The following is a 21,650-nucleotide window of genomic DNA, read 5'->3' on the forward strand; positions in this document are numbered from 1 at the left end:
TTTTTTAGAATTGGTATAAGCCCATCGTTGGCATGGGACATTCACAAGGTGCGACCGCCACTGCCATTGCTGCGGTCAAACGCCCGGAGCTGTTTTCGGAGTTGTATCTAATAGAGCCTGTTACTTTTACCAAATGGCAGACACGCTTGATGAACGCAGCGCCTGATACATTGAAGAAAGGCCAAGAGCCTTTTAAAAGCACATTGGCAAAGCAAGCGGATTGGGAAAGTATTGCAGCATACTACGACTATCTACGAGCACATCGTGCGTTTAAACGCATTGAGGATGACAACCTGGCTGTCTTTGCAAAGCAAAGTCTTACTCAAAACGAGCAAGGGCAATATAGTCTGCTGTTTGCGCCTGAGCAGGAGTTAGCCAGCTACTTTGATACCCCCTTTGTCACAGACGCTTTAGAAGATTTAAATGCCCTACGTCTTCCCTATACTATTATTGTTGGTAAACCCTCCCTGTTCATTAGCGAACAGGTGCGTAAAGTTTGGCAGCACGTAGTCCCTGAGGATCGGCTAATTGAATTTTCTGATAATGGACATCTTTTGCCCATGGAAACACCTGAAGCATGTGCGCAGGCTATTATAGAAGCATTTAAGTAAGGCCTTTACTGCTAACTGAGACGATGCTTCGAAGTTATAACGTTAAAGCTATGAACTATAAACTAAAAGCCTCAGCCTAAAAGCCATAATTTAAAAAAGCCTTTAACTGAAATATCAATTAAAGGCTAATTAAATGCTTTAAGCAAAATCTGCTTCAACAAGAATCACAGTAACAAAGGAAATTGATAAAGATTGGCATAGATGACGGCACCGATTAAAACGCCAATAGCACTGAGCCAAACCAAACGCAGCTGAGAAGCAGACCACTGTATTTGCCAGTTGATTTTGCCTTTGGCTCTGAGCCACTCCGTCACACTAATCGCTACCGTCAACCATAATGCACCGACCAAATAGCCGCCCATTACATCACTTAAATAATGCTCATTTAAGACAATTCTACTCAGGCCTACCAAGACACAAAGAAAGACCGTAGTCACCAATATGCGTACTTGCCTGCCAAAATCTCGGCTGAAACGAATGGCCATATAAGCAATAAACCCATATAGGGCTACCGTAACCGTCGCGTGTCCACTCGGAAAGGAAAAGGTTGACTCGTGCAGTAGAATATCTACGGGTCGATCTCGATGAAATAACAATTTGCTCAAATAGGTAAAGGCAGAACTACCGATTACTGATATCAAAAAACCAATTAATAGATAATATTGGCGAATGGCAAAGCATACGATACCCGTCAGTAACACGACTAACAAAGTGAGCGGTGTGGAGGCAAAACTGGTAACGACGATAAAGAAATTGACCACCACCGAGTCACTCAGCACACTCATCTGCTGTGATACAAAATGGTCCATGGCCACGATTGAATCTGAGGTGACCACATCTTCAACGAGCCCAACAAACAAAGCCAAAATATAGCCCATGACCAACAATAACACTGTCAAAGGCAGACCATAAAAGTGCTCTACATGAAGCCTTTGTGATAAAAAATGATAGCCTTTAGGGTAACGGGTTTTAAATTGAAGCCGTCGTTTATCTAATTCAAACTTCTGTTTTATGCTTATCCAGCATTGCTGAAGCTGAATAAGTGTTTTTTTGCCATAACCAATAATTACATACTGAACCACCCACAAAACAGTCATAACAACAAAAAGTAGACTTCCTAAGCCAAACAGCTGTTGATGTGTTTCAATTAAATTAATCATAAATAACAGAGCTTCTTCTAGTTAAACTTCAAGTGGGTAGACTTCTTCAGGCTGATTGTCGCAGATTGAGAAGCCACAGTCGATATCCTATTAACACGAAAACTAAACTCTGACTTAACGCATAAAATACTAACAGTGGTAAGGCTTGGTTGTCTGAGCCTACAATGAACAAATGGATGCTGACTAACATATAAGCTATAAATGTTAAAAAGTGCAGCAAGCGCCAGACCGATTGACCCAAGTAGGATTTCACGTAAAAGCTCATAGCACAGATAAATAACAGCCAAAAGCCAATCTGACCCAAGCCAACCCCTACAGTATCTGTCTCAAAACCAAAAGGTACCAACACTTGCCCAATACCTAAGTTAAGATAATTGTCTGCCAACAAAATCAGCGCATGGAAACCTGCAAAGCCAGTGGCGACCAGACTGGTGAATTGATGCAACTCAAAAAGTCGGCTTGCTGTGAAATATCGACCTAGCTGAGAGCTTAATCTTGTTCCTAATAACAAGCCAAAAACCATGGTTAACCAAAATAAGGTGTAGGCAATGAAGCCAGTGGCTCGAGACAAATACCAAGCGTTTTTATCAGTTTGGGCCAGTAAGCCTGTAACTTGTGGCCCCCAATTTAAGAGCAAAAATGTTCCAACACCAACCCCTACTATCAAAATTAATAGCCAGCCAATGGCTTTTAGAGCCTTAATGACCAATAACTTGCCACCATTTAACAGTTTACTTTGTAGGCTCGGATGAGACAGAGACTGTGACTTAAGATGAATGGTCATGCTGACCCTCCTAGTAATAATAATTTTGAGGTTATGCCTTGAAATTATGCAAGCTAAAAAGCTCATAGTCTTGCTATTGTATTTATGCTGTAGCAATCACAGTCGAGGCCATTCTATGTGAGGTGATGACTTGATAGTTGGTATCAACAATCAAACCGGCTAAATTATTTTGGTTCAGCCACGATATTGCCTCAGACGCTCCTAGTAAGACACAGTACTTAGCCCCTACTTCTGCCTCAAGTGTGCTGTCTGCAATGATAGTGGCACTTAGCACATCACTCAGGTCTGACTGTTGAGTATTAGGATTAATAAGATGATGCCGCCACTGGTCATGATGTTTCCAGCGCCGATAGTCCTGCCCAGAAGTTGCAATACCCCCACCACTTATCTGAACAATCGCCACATCAATTCCTAATGCTTGATAATGCTCGAGACTTTCATCTTCTGGGTTAAGCGCATTGGGTCTAGCAATAGCCACTCCCCAATTGGTTGGCTGATTATTAAGCGACTTACCGCCGCTATCTTTAGGCTCACCAATAGCAATATCCCCGCCCATATCGACCAGACAAGGCATTTGCCAAGGGTGATGCCAGCTGATCTTCTCAGCCAACTTAGTCGCAGCCCATCCTTTGACATAACCGTTCAAATCTAAACTCATTCCCCTAGGTAATCTTAGTTGATGACTGTCATCCGCTAAGATGCGAAATTCGATATTTCTAGCATCTTGCAAGTTCTCAACTGAGAAAGACTGATCACTCACTAAGACATTGGTTAGCCTCTCAAAGGATTGGGAATAGCCAAGGTTACACAGCACCTGCAATAAAGTTGGGGTTACTAAACCTTGGGTTTTATCAACGAAGAATACAGCCTGCTTTAATACCTCAAACAACTCAGCGCTCACCGTAATCCACTGGCTATCTGATTCAGAACATTGATTAAGTCGATTTAAACGCATCAACTCACTACTGTCCTTAAAACGACTAAATATTTGTTCCCAACTGCAGAGGGTGTGTTCAATATCTTGCTTAAGTTGTATTAACTGCTGCTCAATCTGAACGTCTGAATGAGACGATTTAATAGCCGTGATATCTAAGTGCACTTGGATATGACAGCCCATCGCTTTAAGAGCCAGTGTTTCAATATATAAAGGCGACTGATTCATGGCTGACTCCCGTTTTTTGATTTTTCATATTTAAAATATTTATTTCTTAACGAGAAGATTGAGTTCGTGCAACCACTCGAACTTCTGGTTTTGGTACTGGTGCCACCTCATTTACTTGGCGCAACTGGCTGATATCGATACTCTGGTTTGACGAACTGCTCGTCATATTCTCGCCAGCAGTAGTGGTCATGCTTACCGTCATCGGCTTGGCCTCCCCCTGATCCCAATCAGTTAAATTGGTATCCGTTACTACTTGCTCAAAGTTTATAGCTGCTTGCTCATCTACTTGAGCGTAGCTGTCCTCTTGATTGAGCAGTACTAGCCAGCCCCCCATCGTACCGACAATGGACAACATCAAGATGGCACTCTTGACTCCAAGATAAGACTCGCCTTTCTTTGCTGACTGATTTACCGATTTATTTACCGCTCTCTTTCTAGCTTTGTTGTTAACTGTTTTAACAGGCCTAGGGGTATTAGTCATCATAGCTCTCCTCATCATCATGGTGCTTATTAGAACGCTGCGATTCTTCATAAAGACGATAGTCTGCTACTATCAGATGCTTGTATTCATCCTCATCCTCATCACGATACTTTTTACGATCTTTCTTTTTATCTTTGTCTTTATGGTGTGCCTCATCATCATGCTTATCTTTATGATGTTTATCTTTGTGATGCTCCTCATCATCATCGTCATCATCTTCATAGCGATACTCTTTAGAGGTTTTTATGCTTGAGGGGGCTGGATTCAATACTGCCGCAGAAGTGGCATCGATATAAACAGGTCCACTGGTTAGTGACACCTCGTAAGCAGCTGTACCGTTGTAATTGACCAATTCTATTGGGGCTTGCAAGCTTTCATTAGGCAGGTATTGGTTTGCTGCGGTCAAGGCCTGCTGTGAACTTATAACGCTGCTAGCTGGAATAGTATTGCTTGATGAAACTGCCAAGCTTGTTAGGTCATCAGTGCTATTAGCAACATTTTCAGTTGTGTCTTTGCCGCCCAAACTAGAGTCAGGCAAAGTTTGTGCAATGACACCACCAAAAAATATCATCGAGGCAGAGCCTAATATGATTAATAGCGGCTTTAGTAAAGGCTTTAATACAGGGGTGCTCATAAAAAAACTCCAAATCATTTTTGACTGGAGTTATCTTATGTGATGAATATTAACTGAAACTTAAGATATGATTTTTATCAAAAATAAATACATATTATCTTTAACCAGGTAAATTTACGGTCACCATAAACCCAGTTTCAGGTAGTGCTCTATTGCTAATTTGCAATTGCAGCCCATGTAACTCTGCAATCTGATGCACAATAGATAGCCCTAAACCACTCCCACGTTGACTCTGTCCGGCGGGACGATAGAAGCGCTCACTCAATCTATGTATCTGATCAGGAGGAGCCCCAAAACCATTGTCTATAACTTTTATCGAGTTTGGGGTGAGTTGCAGCTCAACGATACTGCCTTCCGGACTATAACGAATGGCATTGTCTATGAGATTACGTAGCAGTAATTTGAATAAAGTGGGATTAACTTCGATGGGCAGAATATCCTCTGCGTTTTCACATTCAACCAAGCGCTTGAGCTGGATACTCTTCTCTCTGGCTTGACGGTTACAACTGGCTAAAACTTCATCGGTTAAGCTTAACCAATCGATACGTTGTAGCTCTGATTTTGGCAACTGCTGTTGTGGTGCCAGCTTGGCCAATATAAGCAGCTGTTCTACTAAGTGATTGGCTCTATCAATACCTTCACTAATACGCTCAGTATGATAAATAACATCGTCATCTATAGGATTGTTTTTTGGTTGTGATATCTGCTGCTCTATCAGTTTTTGTTGCAATAAATCTATCTGTAGCTTAAGTGCGGTTAGCGGACTACGAAGTTCATGTGACGCATCTGCGGTAAAGCGCTGCTCACGCTCCAAAGTATCTGCGACTTTGACAAACAGCTCATTTAAAGCCGTCACTAACGGCTGAACTTCTTTAGGCACCTCCGCCACAATAGGGCTATCGTCCTGTAATTGATGGGAGCTTAAGGTTTCACTAATCTGAGTTAGCGGTGCGAAACCGCGTCGAACTGACCAAATTACCAACCCTAAAAAAGCCAATAGACCAATAAACATTGGTAAAATTTGTACTTGTAAGGTATGAGCAATCATCTCACGACGTACTTTAAGATTTTGTCCTACAGCAATGACACGGCCCTCATGATGACGCAAACTATCATCGTGAATATAAAACAATCGCCACTGCCGACTAAAAGGGTTTAAGCGCTGATAAGCGCTATCTTCCTCGTCCACAAAGCCCTGCTGATTGGCTAAGTATTTAAAGGATTGGCCATTCTCATCAGCCATTAATAATCGGCCTTTGCTGTCCCAAATGGCAAACCCCATATAATCATCTTTTGTATCGCCTAGATTCCCTAACAGCTCGCCGTCCTTTAGCTTATAAATTTTGGCATAGTCATGATCATTATCATGGTCGTCATCTTCATCACCTGCTTTATCCCTTTTATCTTTTTTGTCATGACTTTTTGACTTATGTTTTTTACCCTCTAGCCTCTTTTTCTCGTAATCCCCTTCAAGATCATCATCACCTGAAATACTGACTAAATAACGGGCTACTTGAGTAATTTGGGTATCATTGATTTCATTTGTTTCATGCCAAAAACGCCAAGCTATAAAGCTTGACGTTAATAGCCACAACAGTGGCAAGCCGATTAATAATGAGGTTAAAAGTCTTTGTTGAATACTTTTCATATTAGGGGATCAAGGCTCGCAAATGGCTATCAATCAATAATCGCCTTCAGTAAATAGTTACCTTCAATCAATAAACACCTTCTAAATTACTACGCATTAGGGTTCTGATAGATAGGGTTTAAATAATAGCCGATACCACGTTTGGTCAATATAAAATCATTACCAAGCTTTTTACGCAAATGATGAATATGCACCTCAATGGCATTACTTTCAATATCTTGTTGCCAGCCATAGAGTTTATCTTCTAAGCTCGCCCGATTATGAATCTTTTGCGGTCGAGTCATCATTTGTTCCAACACCGCTACTTCTTTGGTGGTCAGTTCGACATTTTTTCCTTGATAGGTCACAAGCTGGCTGTCAGGATAATAGACCAATTCACCAAAGCGAACCTCGGGATTGCTTCGACCCTGACTACGCCGCATTAAAGCTTGTAGCCTTGCAATCACTTCATCTAGCGCAAAAGGCTTAACCAAATAGTCGTCAGCTCCGGCATTGAGACCAGCTACTCTATTGGCAATAGCATCTCGAGCAGTAATGATCAATACTGGCGTATCTAACTTCTTATCACGCCAGCTTTTTAATACCGACATGCCATCGCCATTGGGTAGTGTTAAATCAAGCAATACCGCATCAAACATTGACTCTTGCAAAGCCATTTCACCCTGCTTGGCATCACTGAACCAGTCTACTATCATGCCGTGATTTTTAAGGCCTTGAATTAGACCTTCTGCAATAGTACTGTCGTCTTCTATTAATAATACTCGAGACATCATAGCCCTCACTGTAGCTACTTTCTTTAAACTAGATAACGCCTTAACTATAAATACAATTTTAACTTTATTCAGCTTTATTAACTGTTTTATTGCCAGTAACCATAGATTTTATAAGATTTTGCTTCTGTAGACGGCTCATAACGACGGCCGATATCACGTGTAGCGGCACTAAGAAAAATAAACTATTGGCCAATACTTCATGGATCTCTTCAAACAAATCTTTGTTTCCTAAAACTTGTGATTCCATCAAATAACCGGTCAGTCCCAAGCCGATGATAGCACCCCAAAGGGCAAACATCATTAGAGCGCCTAAGGGATTATGACCCAAATGCTCAGTTTTAACACTTTGATTATTAACATGCTGAGCTTTAAGCTCATTTAGATGGTTTTTAACTCGTTTGGGTGTGGGGAAGAAGTCACTAAACCGAGCATATTTAGTACCTACAAACCCCCATAATAGGCGTATAACTACCAATGCTACTACCGTATAACCAACATACTCATGAATCTGGCCACCATCTTCGGTAAAGGCTAAGTTGGCAATGACACCAGCGGCAACTCCCCAATGGGTAAACCTGACTAAAATATCCCAGACCTTTATTTGCTGCTTAGACTTAACAATGGATTCAGAGGTTGAGAAGTTAGGGTTAGAAATATTTTCTATTTTATTTTTGGATATTTTTTGGCTCATGACGAGGGCTCCCTTAAGTTTATTGCTGTATAAATAGCTATTATTAATTGCGGTTGTGGATGGTCTTTATAATTAATTAGGCATCCACCGCAACTTTGTTTTGAGCCCATTACAACAGATGAAACTTAAGATAAGCTTAGGAAAATCACTCTCGATTTATTATAAGGGTTGTTATCGACTTAGACTAAAGGTAATTTAACGGGTCATTCAGCAATTATTTATTAATGTTGAGTGTTATTGACTGATCACTATAGTAAAAGAAAGTTTGTTACAGTTTTGAATAACATCTTAATTCTCGATAAAGTATATAAAAACTTTACACAACCTTAACGCTTTCTTAACGACAAACCCTATATTATTAAACCATTAAAGCCTTTTGGTATTTTTCCAATAAAGTATTAAAAAATTGACTGTTCAATTCTTAATGCCGGCATTTATAAGACCTAGAACAATTCTAATTTAATTAAGGATAAAATCATGAAAGCTTTATTACTTACCTCTTTGATCGCGGGCACAATGGCTTTTTCAGGTTGTACTACTTTAAAAAACGTAGCCGGCGAAGACACCTCGGGCATGCATGATGTTCACGCTATGCAAAATAACTCAGCACCTGTAACTAAGATGAATGGCATATTGGTCGATTCAACCAATCATATGACGCTTTATACTTATGATAAAGACGATCTTAATAAATCAAACTGTGGCAAGGTATGTCTTGTTGCCTGGCCTGCCTTCCTAGCCCCTAAAGCCTCAACCACAACTGGCAAACTAACCACAATTAAACGTGATGACGGAAAATATCAGTGGGCAATGAACGGTAAACCTTTATATTTCTATGCCAATGATAGCAAGCCAGGGGATAAAAATGGTGATGGTAAATTTGGTACTTGGGATGTGGTGAAAGTTAATAAGTAGTTATCTACTGAAATAATAACTTAGCTCGTAATCGATTTCTTATTAGTTCAGTTCTACTCTCTTATTACGCTCGGACAAACTTATAGGTTGTTCGGGCGTAATTTTATCGGGTGGAAAATGCATTTTTTTTAGCATTCAACTAAAAAATTGAAAAATACATTTGACAGATAAAAATTAATGTATATAATACGCTCCTACATTCAGACGATATAGATAACCGTTCTGTAATCTAATATCTGAAGAAAGTATAGCTTTTAGCCAAGCACAGCTTGGCTCTTGCGAAGCTAAAAACGTCCCCCAGACGTTTTCTTCACGCTTCTCAGGGTGATTAGCTCAGTTGGTAGAGCGTCTGCCTTACACGCAGAATGTCGGCAGTTCGAGCCTGTCATCACCCACCATATTTTAGAAACAACCACTTCTTTTAGAAAGTGGCTAAATATTCTAAAGCGACCTAAGCAGCGGTAGTTCAGTTGGTTAGAATACCGGCCTGTCACGCCGGGGGTCGCGGGTTCGAGTCCCGTCCGCTGCGCCATATTTTAAAACTTAGTCTGCTTATTTAATTAAGCGCACAGTTTCAGCCTCAAGTATTAATTTACTTGAGGTTTTTTTGTGTTTATTGGTTTTAACACTTACCTCTTCTCATCCATTTATCTATATAGCCTCATCGCAGTATTAGATCCTCAGATAAACCCTCTCCCCTTTTAGTTTAGTAAGCAGTTAAGCCTAGTCTATGGTGACCCATTGCTTGGTGACCATTTTGTGACCAAGAGTAAAAAATTGGAATGAGTTTATGACTCATTTCGAGTACAGACAGGTGCCTTAATTATTCTACGATGATGTTGTGTTAAGCATGGGGGATTTACATCATTGAGTACCCCTTTTTTAATAAACCTCCAACTTTAGAATCAGATTTAACAGAAGGATACCTCTCTATTATAGGAGCTAAGAATGCTACAATAGCATCTTTTTGATTTGATCATTTAGTATGGTAAAAGTGAAGTATACGTTAGGTTCAGCGTGGATGATTGTGGCAGCGTTTTTATTTGCCTTAATGAACATTTTAGTAAAAAATGCTGCTGTCCAGCTTGATATGAACCCCTATGAATTAGCATTTTGGCGCTCCGTTCTACCTGCCCTAATGATTTTTTGTGGGACGTTAATACGTGGGCAAACTCTTAAAACTCCCTTTTTTTTGGGACATATGAAACGTAGTGTCGCAGGTACAACCGCATTATTGCTAGCCTTTTATGGCTTAAGTCAGCTGCCTTTGGCAACCTCTGTAACCCTTAACTATACCTCCGTAGTCTTCATTGCAATTTTATCTATTGTTTGGCTAAAAGAGACGCCCTCATTAAAAACCTGGACAGCCCTGTTAATGGGCTTGGCTGGTATTTGTTTAATGCTGAAGCCTGCTTTTGAATCAGACCGGTTAATTGAAACCTTAATTACCCTAAGTGGTGGCATTTTTACCGCTTTTGCCCTTTTACAAGTGCGAGCATTATCGTTTATGGGCGAGCCTGCTTGGCGAATTGTATTTTACTTCTCGGCAGTAGCGGCGGCCATTTCAGCGATATTGGCTACATGGGCGGGGTGGCAAAGCCTGACCTTAGAAAGCCTGCCTTATATGATCGGTATAGGTGGCACAGGGTTATTGGCGCAGTTGGCAATGACTCATGCCTATCATGTGGGACAGAAATTTACGGTAGCGGCATTGTCTTATCTAACCGTGGTATTTGCAGCCATTTATGGTGTAGTTTTTGCTGGAGAAACTATTGGTTTGATAGAAGTTTTAGGTATTGTCGCGGTAATTTTAGCAGGGGTTGTTAGTAGCTTACCTGAAAAGAAAATGGATTAAGAGCGGGTTAAAACTGGATTAATAATTAATACTTGCCACTTACTTAAAGGGTTTTTCGATAAGGATGGACAACAGGCAGCCCTCGGCTACTGGTCAAAATCTCGATATCTACTTGATAGACTTGGCGTAGAATCTGAGGCTGTAAGACTTCTTGAGGGGTACCTTGTGCTTGGATTTTGCCCTCTGATAACAACAATAACTCATCAGAAAACTGAGCAGCAAGGCTTAAATCATGCAAAACCATCAAGCAAATAAGTTCATGCTCTTTAGTATAGTGACTTACCTTTTGTAATAAATTGATTTGATGAGCCATGTCCAGTGCCGAGACAGGCTCATCAAGCAGTAAAATTTTAGGGCGACGTAATAAAGCTTGGGCAAACATAGCAAGCTGACGCTGCCCCCCACTTAATGCACTTATAGGACGATGGGCTAACTCAGCAATATTTAACTGCGACATTAGGTCAATTGCTTCACGCATCAAGTCATCGCTAATATGTCGACCCAAAGCATCCATACGCCCTAGCAGCACTACCTCAAGTGTATTAAGCTCAGCATCAGTATGGCTATCTTGGGGCATATAGGCAATGGGTTTTCGCCAAGCCGTCAGATGAGCTTTTCTTTGTGCTGTGTCTTGATAGCGGATGGTGCCTAAAAACTCTAACTCACCAAATATTGCTTTTAATAAGCTTGATTTTCCTGCCCCATTTGCTCCGAGCAGCGTATATATCTTTCCTGTATGGAACTGAGCGTTGATAGCTTGGGCAACGGTTAGTGAGCCACGCTGTACAGTTAAATCGTCGAGTTCAAGCATTATTATATCTTTATAAGGTTAATGACAAAAAATTAAGAAAATAGGTTACGCATCCAATTAACCAGCTTATCCCACCATGACAGTGTTTGAGGCGATGAAGTGGTTGTAGCAGATTGATCTGTAGTAGATACATTATCTTTACAGATACTTGTGCCACAACCTAGTTGGATAAAAAACGTACCGTTAGGTTTGACTGGCAAATATTTCTCATGAAAATCTAGGTAGGTTTTTTCAGGGTCGACATCGGTAAAGGCTTCGGGATATAAGGCTTTTGCCATAAACTGAGCCGATGCTAAGTCAGATAGCGAGCGCGAGGCAGTATGGTAAATACCATATACTCGGTTATTTTTTACCGCAGGCAGATTCTCCCAACCGTTACGTGTGGTAAAGCCTTTAAGACGACGTTGGGCCTCATCAGCATCGATATCTATACCCATTGCCATGGCATTGGTCTGCTTCATACCCACTTCTGTCCCTGAGATAATAATAACGTCAGGTTTACTTACCAATAATTGCTCAGGATTAATAGGGCCCCAATTCTCAACAAACGGTTTACTAATATTATCACCGCCGACCGTATCAGCAATTGCTCCCCACATATTTTTACCAAAAGTAAAGCTATGCTCTTGTGGCCCTTTATCACCAAATTCAATATAAATCTTTGGTTTGGGTGACTTAGCGGCTTGAACCCGCTTTTGGATATCGGCAATCCCATCAGCGTATTCTTGAGCAGCTTGATTCGCGCGCTCTTCTGTCCCTGCAATTTGTCCGAAAATCTTGGTACTGTTGGTATGGTTTACGACACTTTGGTCATTATAATCGACCACTACCACCGGAATATTTGCTGCCTCAAAACGAGGCATTTCAGCCTTTAACGTATCATATTGCCACTTTGCCAATATCACCACATCAGGCTTCATTGCCAAGGTTTTTTCAAGCGAAAATGTACCTCTATCGACATTACCAATATCGCCAATATTTTGTAAATTAGGTAATTTCTGACTATATAATGCCCAGCTTCCTGGATTGAAACTTTCCCAGAACTCTCGAGAAATACCTACCACGTTCCCAAAGTTTTCTGACCCAGTTGCTGCAATATAATCTGGATAATAGAACCCTAATACTACTCTTTTAGCAGGTACATCGACTTTAACGTCACGCCCTAATACATCATGAATTGTCTTTATTTCAGCTTGTGCATTTACTGCTGTCATTAATACTGCTGTCGCCAATGTGGCACGAATAATTGCTCTCATCGTTTACTCCAAATAATCCAAAATAAGAAAGGCACGCCCACAAATGAAGTCACAATACCCACAGGGAATAATGCCCCTGGAATAATGACTTTAGACAACACCGATGAAAATGATAAAAAAGCCGCTCCAGCCAACATGGTCGCTGGTAAAAAGTAGCGTTGGTCTTCTCCTACCAATAGACGGGCAACATGGGGAGCAACCAAACCAATAAATCCAATTACCCCAACAAAGCTAATCGCTGTTGCGGTCATCATAGCGACCAAAATTAAGGTTCTAATACGTAATCTTGTTAAATTTACACCAAGGGCCGCGGCTCTTTCTTCACCCAGACGTAAAGCTGTTAATTGCCAACCATCTCGCATTAATAAGGTAATGCAAATCGTACTGACCACAGCAACCACCGCAAGATTTGTCCAAGTGGCTTTGTTAAGGTTACCAAATAGCCAAAATAGAATTTGTTGGGATACTTCAGGCGACGCAATAAATTGCACCAACGATAAAAGTGATTGAAAAATAAATAGAAGGGCAATGCCCACCAGGATTAAAGTAGCGGCAGCAAATTGCTTTAAAGAGGCAAATAAAAATAAGACCGCTGAGGCGATCATGGTCATGACAAACGCCCCAATCGGTACCGCATATTGTAAAGGTAAACCCAACCCCCCGAAGGCAATCACTAACGATGCCCCAAAACCTGCGGCTGCTGCTAACCCTAAAGTGTAAGGACTTGCCATAGGATTATTTAATAAGGTTTGCATTTCTGCGCCCCCAGCCCCAAGCGATGCACCGACCAATAATGCCATTAAGGCAATGGGCAAGCGTAAATCATAAACAATGGTCTGGGTGGTATCTTCCACACCTGTTAGACGCAATAATGCCTCGACCACATCATTGATAGGTAACATCGAGGGGCCTGTCATCACATCCAAAACAAGCCCTACTAAGCATGCTATTGCAAATATCAGCAATACCATACGGCGCTTTTTCTCGATTTTTCGTTGTTCACGAATGATGTATTCGCTTATTGCTTGGGTCATTTTATAATCCATAGGGTTAGAGCAGTATTGAACGACCCTATTGTATTCACTTTAAATTTCGAATGAGGATTATAATAGTAATGAGAAGTATTCGCAATTAAAAATTAAACTTTTAATTAGCATCGGCGAGATTGAATTAGGTTAAATTAGCCATCTTTTTTAACTTTGAAATTTACGGTTTTCTTCTGCTGATAAAATAACTGGCCCCTGTTTTCAAATATTAATAGTTAAATCAAGAGAAAATAACACTCCTAGAGAAGTAAAAAGAACCACCCCTTGTCTAACTCAAACCTATCCCTTAAGCTCACTATATATTACAATCTTCAGATTAAAAGGACTGCAACCAGCATTTAACTCAATGGCTCTTACCTGAACCTGATAATTGCTTGGTAAGTGAAAGGAAGCATAAGTTGACTCAATACACCGCAAAATCAGCGTATCCCTTACTCAACAATACTTGGATTGGTATAGCTCAAGTTATATTGGCTGCCATCTGTTGGGGCACACTAGGTATCTTTTCGACCTATCTTAATCGCTTCGGCTTCACAGGTTGGCAACTGACCATACTGCGAATAGTTACCTCCGGAGTGGTATTGCTAGCACTGTTGCCTTTTTTATGGCGATATCTAAAAGCCTTAACCCTTAGGCAATGGTCAGCTCTAGCATTACAGTCCTTGATCGGCGTGCTGGGTATGTCAGTTTTTTACTTTGTGGCTGTAGTGAACTTGGGTGCCGGACCCGCTGTGGCACTGCTTTATACTGCGCCTGTTTTTAGTTTAGGTTTCTCAGCAGTCTTATTAAAGGAGCAAATTACCAAACAAGCAGGTATGTTGGCTTTACTAGCAGTGATTGGCGTTGGTCTAACTATGCTAAGCGAAGACGCCAGCTTCAATTGGGGAATATTAGCCGGCTTGATGGCTGGGGTTTGTTATTCTCTTTACGGGGTTTTAGGAAAGCGAGCCATGGGAGACACCCACCCGGCTCCTTTGGTCTTTTTTACCTCGGTCTCTTTTAGTGCGGCAGTGCTCCTGTTTATGCCAACCACCTATGAGACTTATTTTCAATTATCCACTTTACCCCTGTCTACTTGGGGCTATGTCGCAGGTCTATCTCTGATTGGGACAATCATTCCTTTTGCTCTTTATATGAAAGCCTTAGAGAAGCTTCCTGCTACTCGCGCCTCGGTCTTTACCACCTTTGAGCCTTTAACAGCCATCTTATTGGCCGCTGTCTTATTGAATCAATCTTTGGCACCTATTCAATATCTGGGCATATCATTTATTTTGATTGCCTCTATTTTAAACAGCTTACTTAAATCTGAAACTAATTAACTACTAACTTAACTTCGATTGCTCATTTTCTTAACGATTTCTTAACTGCCTCACTGTTAATTTATCCTCTCCAACATGACATGCTGTCTGTTGATGCTCACAGTGAGTTAAGATATGGCTATTATTACCAACCACAGCGGCGTTGAGAGCAGTAGTTCGCCTACTGATCCTTCTCATAAACCCTTAAAATCCCCTGCTCTTCATGCAGCACTAGCTAAAGTCCCTGAAGTTACGTTAATTTTCTGGCTAATAAAAATTGCCTCTACTACCTTAGGCGAGACAGCCGGCGATGCCCTGTCTATGTCCCTAAATCTAGGTTATCTAGTAAGTACTGGAATATTTGCGGTTATTTTTGCCATAGCCGTGGCCACTCAAATCAAAGCGGATCGTTTTAACAAGTGGTTATATTGGGCGACTATTATCGCTACCACCACACTTGGCACAACGATTGCCGACTTTGTGACCCGCTCTTTGGGTATCGGTTATGCCGGTGGTTCTGCCTTATTATTGGCGCTACTTTGTCTAAGTTTGTTTACTTGGTACAAAAGCATGGGCAGCATTTCTGTAGATAGTATTAATAACCCTAAATCAGAAGTGTTTTATTGGGCAACCATTATGTTTTCTCAAACCCTTGGCACCGCGCTTGGTGACTGGGTTGCCGACACCAAAGGCATGGGCTATACCACCAGTGCAATTATCTTTGGAAGCTTATTAATATTGATAGCGTTGGCACACTTTTGGACAAAAATATCAAAAACTTTATTGTTCTGGAGTGCGTTCGTGCTTACCCGTCCTCTAGGTGCCGTATTGGGCGACTTTTTGGACAAGCCTCTTGATCATGGTGGATTGGCGTTAAGTCGTTTTGGTGCATCCGCTGTTCTGCTAGTATTTATTGTGTTCTGTCTCGTGGTATTTAAGCAACGAGCTAGCGCTAAAGCCCACTAGCAATCTAAAGCAGTGGATAGTAAATCTGATAATGACAGAATAACTAGTTAAAGTAACGATAAGTTAGCGTATAGGGATGTAGCCAGTGTGGGAAGATGGCTATAAATACGGCCTCAACCTTGGTTATAAATATTACCCATCAATGACCACATCCTTAACGCTGTCTTATTTTCTGCTAAGTCATTATAAATCTTTATAAAATCATGAAATCAATCAGATTAGTGACTGAGTACTGGCATAATGGCCAAATTTGGCTATTTAGGTATTATCTTCGCCATGCTTGTCGGAAAAAATACTGCCTCGATAACTTCTGAGATCATCATGCTAGCAGCAGGTTTTGCGATGGCTTGAGGAGATTTAAATCTATACTGATTAATGTCGCAGCTATATTAGGCATCGTTTTAAGGGGAAGGCCCGTTATATTATTTAGGAAAATTATTTAACAAACTCTAGATATTAAAAATAATTTAATATATCGCATCGTATTGTTACCAATATGTAACTAGAATTTGACTTACTTTAAGGGTTTGTTAGGATACTCGGTCTATTTTTTTGTCAAGTAAACTGTATTAGTTTATTTATTAACGAATACTATCTTTGTATATTACATATACCCATCTCACCTCTATCTCGTAAGAAATCACTGCTTACTTAAGCATTTTTACTGAGATTATCATTGGTCTAAATGACTTAGTCCAATTTATATATTGAGTTCAATATTAGCTTTCGTTGTAACGAGCGCTAATGCGACAATCAAGCCTCATCTATGACTTAAAGCAACTCTAATATTGATAAAGGTAGTAAATAAAAGCAAACCTCTTTGCTCGAATTTTATCAACTTTACATAGGACAATATTATGAGTATGACCCCTAAAAAAATCCCCAACCCTGACAAAATTCCAAAGGCATTAATCAATCGTTTTCGCAAACGCCTGTATACCACAGAGCACGAAGTAGGTGAAAATAATGTGCAAGTCATGGGTATGGATATTCACAACCCCGTATTTGGTATTACCGCACTATTAGTGCTAGCTTTCGTTGTGTTTACATTAACCATGCCAGAGCTAGCTAACTCTTGGTTAAATGGTGCCAAAGAATGGGTGGTAAATACCTTTGACTGGTTTATAGTTAGTGCCAGTAACGTCTTCGTATTGTTTTGTTTGCTGTTAATTATCTCTCCTTATGGCAATATTCGTATCGGTGGTATTAAAGCCACCCCTGACTTCGGCCGTATGTCTTGGTTATCCATGCTTTTCGCAGCAGGCATGGGGATCGGTCTTATGTTTTGGTCGGTTGCAGAGCCTTTAGGTTATGCTACTGACTGGGGCGGTACTCCGCTAGGTATAGCACCTGGTACTCCCGAAGCTTATAAAGCCGCCATGGGGGCTACCATGTATCATTGGGGCCTGCATCCTTGGGCTATTTATGCAACGGTTGGTCTTTCTTTAGCGCTGTTTGCCTTTAACTTCCGTTTTCCATTGACCTTACGTTCCGTTTTTTATCCTATTTTTAAAGAAAAAACTTGGGGTTTGCCGGGTCATATTATTGATATCTTAGCGGTATTGGCCACTATTTTTGGTCTAGCCACTTCATTGGGTTTAGGTGCGCAACAAGCTGCTGGTGGGCTTAAGTATTTATTTGGCATAGATTTAGGGCTCAACGTTCTTGAGATGGTTATTATCGCTGTGGTAACTATGTTAGCCACCATCTCTGTCTATCGCGGCTTAGATGGCGGTGTTAAGCTATTATCTAACTTCAACATGTTAGTAGCTTTACTGTTATTACTGTTCATTTTTATCGTCTCTAATCCATTGAAGCTTATCGGTCAAGTATTTGGTACTGGGGTCTCTTATGCTTCCTACATTCTACCGCTATCAAATCCAGTAGACCGCACAGACACCACTTTCTATCATGGCTGGACCTTATTTTACTGGGCATGGTGGATCAGTTGGTCACCATTCGTAGGTATGTTTATCGCTCGTATTTCTAAAGGCCGTACTGTACGTGAATTCTTAACGGCAGTGATGATTGCCCCCACTCTTGTGACCATGGTCTGGATGACCGTGTTTGGAGAAACAGGTCTTAGTCAGTACAAAAACCAAGTCGGTGAGCTTTCTCAAGGGGTTACTGATGCCTCGCTGACCTTGTTCCAAATGCTGAACAACTTACCTCTTGGCATGATTACTTCAATTATTGCTATTATCCTAGTCTTGGTATTCTTCATTACCTCCTCAGACTCAGGCTCGCTAGTTATCGACACCATCACTGCTGGGGGTAAGCTTGAAGCGCCAGTACCTCAGCGGGTATTTTGGGCTATTTCTCAAGGTTTGATTGCTATTGCTCTATTATACGGGGGTGGTGAGGCAGCACTTACCTCGTTACAATCTGGCTCTGTAAGTACTGGCCTACCCTTCACTTTCGTGTTATTGGTGATGTGCTTTAGCTTATTCCTTGGTCTAAGACGCATTTATAAAGCTCGTGAATGGCTACTTGATGAGTTAGAAAAATACTAATAGTCGCTATTGTAGTTAGCTACTAATACCTTAGTGAATACAGTTAAATTTGGATGAAAGTCAGGTATAAAAATACCTGGCTTTTTTCTTTCGCTATAAAAGCTAAAATTACTAAAGCAAAAGTTACTAAAGTAATAGCAAAACCCTCTTTAACTTAGGGGCTGAACTTGTTATCTTGTCTCCTCTCTCACCCCTCTTAAATTTTCTATTTTTCTTATAGGCTGATTATCACTAATTGGCCCCTTTATGTATTTGATTTTATGACACATACCTCTCAGGCAGACACCCTGTCTCGCCGAACTCAATATATTCAAGTTATTTTAATGGGCATCAGTGCTTTTGTAATGAATACCACCGAGTTTGTACCGGTAGCTTTACTGAGTGATATTGCCCAGGACTTCTCTATTACCACCGCTGAAACTGGCTGGATGCTAACCTTGTATGCTTGGATTGTAGCAGCTATGTCACTACCTCTAATGCTGCTCACCAGTAAGTTTGAACGAAAAAAACTGTTGCTAGGTTTATTTGCGGTGTTTATTGCCAGCCATGTACTTTCGGTTTTTGCCTGGAGCTTTAATGTTTTATTAATTAGCCGCGTCGGTATCGCTTTTTCTCATGCCATATTTTGGTCAATTACCGCCGCCATTGCTATTCGTATCGCTCCTGAAGGCAAAAAAGCATTTGCTCTAAGTGTGGTGGCAACCGGAACCTCATTGGCCATGGTACTTGGTGTTCCCTTAGGTCGAATTATTGGTCAATGGTATGGCTGGCGTGCCACTTTTGGCGGTATCGGCTTTATTGCCCTGGTGGTGTTTATACTACAAGCAAGGTTATTACCGACGTTACCCAGCATGTTTAAAGGATCTTTCAGAAAAGTTCCTGAACTGCTAAAAAACCCGCTGTTGGTCTGCTTGTACTTACTGATTTTTACAGTCTTTACCGCCCACTATACCGCTTACTCGTATATCGAGCCTTTCATGCGTGAAATTGGTTCTATCAGTGAAAACTTCGCGACATTCATATTATTACTATTTGGTGGAGCGGGCATCATAGGCAGTGTTATCTTTAGCCGTTGGGGTGACAGACACAGCACTGTACTGATGTTTGTCTCTATTATCATTATGCTGCTATCTATGCTGAGTTTACTACTGGCAGTCAATTCAGTTTGGGCGCTAAGTCTAAATGCAACGCTATGGGGAACGGCTTTAATGCTGCTTATTATTTCGATGCAAGCCAAAGTATTGATGGTAGATCAACACGCCCAAGACATGTTGATGTCTATGTTCTCAGGCATTATTAACCTAGGTATAGGCACCGGCGCCCTATTCGGTGGTTATGCCGTAACCCACATCTCTTTGTCCAGTATCGGCTACGTGGGATCAGTAATAAGTTTGGTGGCCTTACTGCTTATCTTATTTATGATTAAGCGCTTCCCTGCTTTGCGTAATTCCTAATCTTTTTTGGCTTTACCAAGACTGATTAGTTCTAAATGACTTTTTTAACTTTTCAATAATAAAAACCCTACTAAGCTTTGGCCTAGTAGGGTTTTTAGATAGTGTCATCTTATTAATGATGCTTTAATTTATTCACTAATATCGCTATTCGCTAATAAAAGCAATTTTGGTGAGCTCAGCTTTACTGGCCAAAGCCAAAACTTGGGCCACAGTTTCATAACGGGCATCTTTATCAGTGCGTAAATGAATAGAAGGCTCTGTCTGCTGTTGCGACTGCTCGTCCAGTCGGCTCGATAATTGCTGCAAGGTTATCGGCTCATCGTCCCAATATATGCCAGCATCTTTATCGATACTGATTTGAATTACCTTAGGCTCTGCTGGCTGAACTGCGGCACTGGTCTGCGGTAAGTCTAGGGGTACTGAAGGATTCATAACGGTTGCCGTTACCAAAAATATAATCATCAATACCAACATGATATCAATTAAAGGAATGAGATTGATCTCATTCATGGCTTGCATATCATCATCGCCTAATTGAAAAGCCATGTCACACTCCTATCTGGGAATTTCATTATGGTTTTCTGATTTTGCGGTAGAGCCCAATAGACCATAAGCGGTGTCATTAGCAATAAATAATGTCTTACGATTAATACGCATCGCAATGTTATAGAAGATAACCGCAGGAATCGCCACAGCCAACCCCAATCCCGTCATGATTAACGCCTCACCTACGGGACCTGCGACTTGACTTAAGCCTGCCTGACCTGACTCTCCAATACTATGTAGCGCATGAAAGATACCCCACACTGTCCCAAACAGACCGATAAAAGGGGCAATAGCCGCTGTTGTTCCTAATATTGCTAAGCCTTTTTCACCCTCAAAGCGATAGCGGCCAATTTCTTTTAGTAAGACCTGTTCTACTACCGTCTTACGCTCAGAACTTTGCAAAGACACGATGTTTTGTGACTCAGCACCTACCGCATGTTCTAACCCAGAAGCAACTTTATCCTTGAGCTGACTGCTTTGATAAATCCGCAGTATCCCTGTAATCCAAGAGGCAATAGACAAGGCCAATAAGCTAAAAAATAAAAATTTGGTAACAACATCGGTATATTGCCAGTAAGCTGCAAAATCCATGTTAAATCCTTACTAAAGTTTGGGGGTTATCTTTCTTTAACGAATAATTCTAATAAAACAAGTTCATTCCAATTTATTAGGTGCTGGTTTGCTAGATTCTAAAAAAGCTATTTTCGTTTTTCACTGTAATCAACGGGGATAATAATCTTACCAGCGACAGGTAAACTATCCTCTGTGAAAGGGTGCAGCTTACTTCTTTTCAGCTCTTTAACGGTGGCGTTATCCACAGCTTGGTTACCCGAAGAATTTAATACTGTGACCTTAGTGACATTGCCTTGTTTATCAGCTATCACCTCTAAGGTAAGGCTAAATACCTCCCCCAGAAGCACCCTTTTTTCTATCTGCTGCGGTAGTGCAAATCTAGGCGCTCGCTTCCAACGGGCTTGACTCGATGAGAAGCTTTTCGGTGTATTATTTGCAGCTGCCTGTTCTCGCGCAGCTTGTTCTCTTGCAGC

21 protein-coding genes and 2 tRNA genes are annotated in these 21,650 nt (G+C 41.0%); 9 read left to right on the forward strand and 14 right to left on the reverse strand.

Annotated features, from left to right (window positions below):
- Positions 1 to 23: 23 nt before the first annotated feature.
- A complete protein-coding gene (locus tag B3S92_RS04030) occupies positions 24 to 611 on the forward strand; it encodes an alpha/beta hydrolase (protein ID WP_296202989.1) in 588 nt (195 codons plus the stop codon).
- 164 nt (positions 612 to 775) lie between these two features.
- Here B3S92_RS04030 and B3S92_RS04035 read toward each other — a convergent pair whose 3' ends face one another.
- From B3S92_RS04035 to B3S92_RS04070, 8 genes are all read right to left on the reverse strand, one after another.
- A complete protein-coding gene (locus B3S92_RS04035; RefSeq protein WP_296202943.1) occupies positions 776 to 1,771 on the reverse strand; it encodes a phosphatase PAP2 family protein in 996 nt (331 codons plus the stop codon).
- Positions 1,772 to 1,817: 46 nt separating this feature from the next.
- Positions 1,818 to 2,555, reverse strand: coding sequence for a ferric reductase-like protein (locus B3S92_RS04040; RefSeq protein WP_296202946.1), 738 nt, complete (start codon positions 2,553 to 2,555; stop codon positions 1,818 to 1,820).
- Positions 2,556 to 2,637: 82 nt separating this feature from the next.
- The gene (locus B3S92_RS04045) at positions 2,638 to 3,717 is read right to left on the reverse strand and encodes an FAD:protein FMN transferase (RefSeq protein ID WP_296202948.1); all 1,080 of its coding nucleotides are present in this window, start codon (positions 3,715 to 3,717) and stop codon (positions 2,638 to 2,640) included.
- 46 nt (positions 3,718 to 3,763) lie between these two features.
- Positions 3,764 to 4,201, reverse strand: a complete 438-nt coding sequence (locus B3S92_RS04050; RefSeq protein ID WP_296202950.1) for a hypothetical protein — start codon at positions 4,199 to 4,201, stop codon at positions 3,764 to 3,766.
- On the reverse strand, positions 4,191 to 4,832 hold the full coding sequence (locus tag B3S92_RS04055) for a PepSY domain-containing protein (RefSeq protein WP_296202953.1): 642 nt from the start codon (positions 4,830 to 4,832) through the stop codon (positions 4,191 to 4,193). Before B3S92_RS04055 ends, B3S92_RS04050 begins: the two co-directional genes overlap by 11 nt.
- A 100-nt stretch (positions 4,833 to 4,932) precedes the next feature.
- Complete coding sequence (locus tag B3S92_RS04060; RefSeq protein WP_296202957.1) at positions 4,933 to 6,480, reverse strand: ATP-binding protein; 1,548 nt, start codon at positions 6,478 to 6,480, stop codon at positions 4,933 to 4,935.
- A gap of 89 nt (positions 6,481 to 6,569) precedes the next feature.
- Positions 6,570 to 7,250, reverse strand: a complete 681-nt coding sequence (locus tag B3S92_RS04065) for a response regulator (protein WP_349678945.1) — start codon at positions 7,248 to 7,250, stop codon at positions 6,570 to 6,572.
- Between the two features lie 67 nt (positions 7,251 to 7,317).
- Positions 7,318 to 7,944, reverse strand: a complete 627-nt coding sequence (locus B3S92_RS04070; RefSeq protein WP_296202960.1) for a cytochrome b/b6 domain-containing protein — start codon at positions 7,942 to 7,944, stop codon at positions 7,318 to 7,320.
- Positions 7,945 to 8,421: 477 nt separating this feature from the next.
- Between B3S92_RS04070 and B3S92_RS04075 the strand changes: the two genes are divergently transcribed.
- From B3S92_RS04075 to B3S92_RS04090, 4 genes are all read left to right on the forward strand, one after another.
- Positions 8,422 to 8,859: a hypothetical protein gene (locus B3S92_RS04075; RefSeq protein ID WP_296202962.1), complete on the forward strand. Its 438-nt coding sequence runs from the start codon at positions 8,422 to 8,424 to the stop codon at positions 8,857 to 8,859.
- A gap of 322 nt (positions 8,860 to 9,181) precedes the next feature.
- Positions 9,182 to 9,257 (forward strand) — tRNA-Val (locus tag B3S92_RS04080).
- Between the two features lie 57 nt (positions 9,258 to 9,314).
- A tRNA-Asp gene (locus B3S92_RS04085) sits at positions 9,315 to 9,391 on the forward strand.
- 453 nt (positions 9,392 to 9,844) lie between these two features.
- Positions 9,845 to 10,714, forward strand: coding sequence for a DMT family transporter (locus tag B3S92_RS04090; protein WP_296202964.1), 870 nt, complete (start codon positions 9,845 to 9,847; stop codon positions 10,712 to 10,714).
- Between the two features lie 43 nt (positions 10,715 to 10,757).
- Here B3S92_RS04090 and B3S92_RS04095 read toward each other — a convergent pair whose 3' ends face one another.
- From B3S92_RS04095 to B3S92_RS04105, 3 genes are read right to left on the reverse strand one after another with little or no spacing between them, the layout of a single operon-like run.
- Complete coding sequence (locus B3S92_RS04095; RefSeq protein WP_296202966.1) at positions 10,758 to 11,525, reverse strand: ABC transporter ATP-binding protein; 768 nt, start codon at positions 11,523 to 11,525, stop codon at positions 10,758 to 10,760.
- A 32-nt stretch (positions 11,526 to 11,557) separates the two neighbouring features.
- Entirely contained in the window at positions 11,558 to 12,781 is a 1,224-nt protein-coding gene (locus B3S92_RS04100) for an ABC transporter substrate-binding protein (RefSeq protein WP_296202969.1), read from the reverse strand.
- Positions 12,778 to 13,815: a FecCD family ABC transporter permease gene (locus B3S92_RS04105; RefSeq protein ID WP_296202971.1), complete on the reverse strand. Its 1,038-nt coding sequence runs from the start codon at positions 13,813 to 13,815 to the stop codon at positions 12,778 to 12,780. Before B3S92_RS04105 ends, B3S92_RS04100 begins: the two co-directional genes overlap by 4 nt.
- 410 nt (positions 13,816 to 14,225) lie before the next feature.
- On the opposite strand from B3S92_RS04105, the gene B3S92_RS04110 reads away from it, so the two are divergent.
- The 4 genes from B3S92_RS04110 to B3S92_RS04125 all read left to right on the forward strand — a co-directional run bounded on the left by B3S92_RS04110 (position 14,226) and on the right by B3S92_RS04125 (position 20,058).
- On the forward strand, positions 14,226 to 15,146 hold the full coding sequence (locus tag B3S92_RS04110; protein WP_296202972.1) for a DMT family transporter: 921 nt from the start codon (positions 14,226 to 14,228) through the stop codon (positions 15,144 to 15,146).
- A 114-nt stretch (positions 15,147 to 15,260) separates the two neighbouring features.
- The gene (locus B3S92_RS04115) at positions 15,261 to 16,091 is read left to right on the forward strand and encodes a hypothetical protein (RefSeq protein ID WP_296202975.1); all 831 of its coding nucleotides are present in this window, start codon (positions 15,261 to 15,263) and stop codon (positions 16,089 to 16,091) included.
- Between the two features lie 857 nt (positions 16,092 to 16,948).
- Positions 16,949 to 18,604: a BCCT family transporter gene (locus B3S92_RS04120; protein ID WP_296202978.1), complete on the forward strand. Its 1,656-nt coding sequence runs from the start codon at positions 16,949 to 16,951 to the stop codon at positions 18,602 to 18,604.
- 260 nt (positions 18,605 to 18,864) lie between these two features.
- On the forward strand, positions 18,865 to 20,058 hold the full coding sequence (locus tag B3S92_RS04125) for a sugar transporter (protein ID WP_296202979.1): 1,194 nt from the start codon (positions 18,865 to 18,867) through the stop codon (positions 20,056 to 20,058).
- Positions 20,059 to 20,202: 144 nt separating this feature from the next.
- Here the strand turns inward: B3S92_RS04125 and B3S92_RS04130 are convergent, their stop codons facing one another.
- The 3 genes from B3S92_RS04130 to B3S92_RS04140 all read right to left on the reverse strand — a co-directional run.
- On the reverse strand, positions 20,203 to 20,604 hold the full coding sequence (locus tag B3S92_RS04130) for an ExbD/TolR family protein (RefSeq protein ID WP_296202980.1): 402 nt from the start codon (positions 20,602 to 20,604) through the stop codon (positions 20,203 to 20,205).
- Positions 20,605 to 20,613: 9 nt separating this feature from the next.
- Positions 20,614 to 21,195 carry a MotA/TolQ/ExbB proton channel family protein gene (locus tag B3S92_RS04135; RefSeq protein ID WP_296202983.1) on the reverse strand — a complete coding sequence of 194 codons (582 nt, stop codon included), beginning with the start codon at positions 21,193 to 21,195 and terminating at the stop codon, positions 20,614 to 20,616.
- Positions 21,196 to 21,302: 107 nt separating this feature from the next.
- A partial coding sequence (locus B3S92_RS04140; protein WP_296202986.1) for a TonB family protein occupies positions 21,303 to 21,650 on the reverse strand: 348 nt, incomplete at its 5' end.

It is taken from the genome of Psychrobacter sp. UBA3962 (assembly GCF_002385225.1).
Taxonomy (GTDB): Bacteria; Pseudomonadota; Gammaproteobacteria; order Pseudomonadales; family Moraxellaceae; genus Psychrobacter.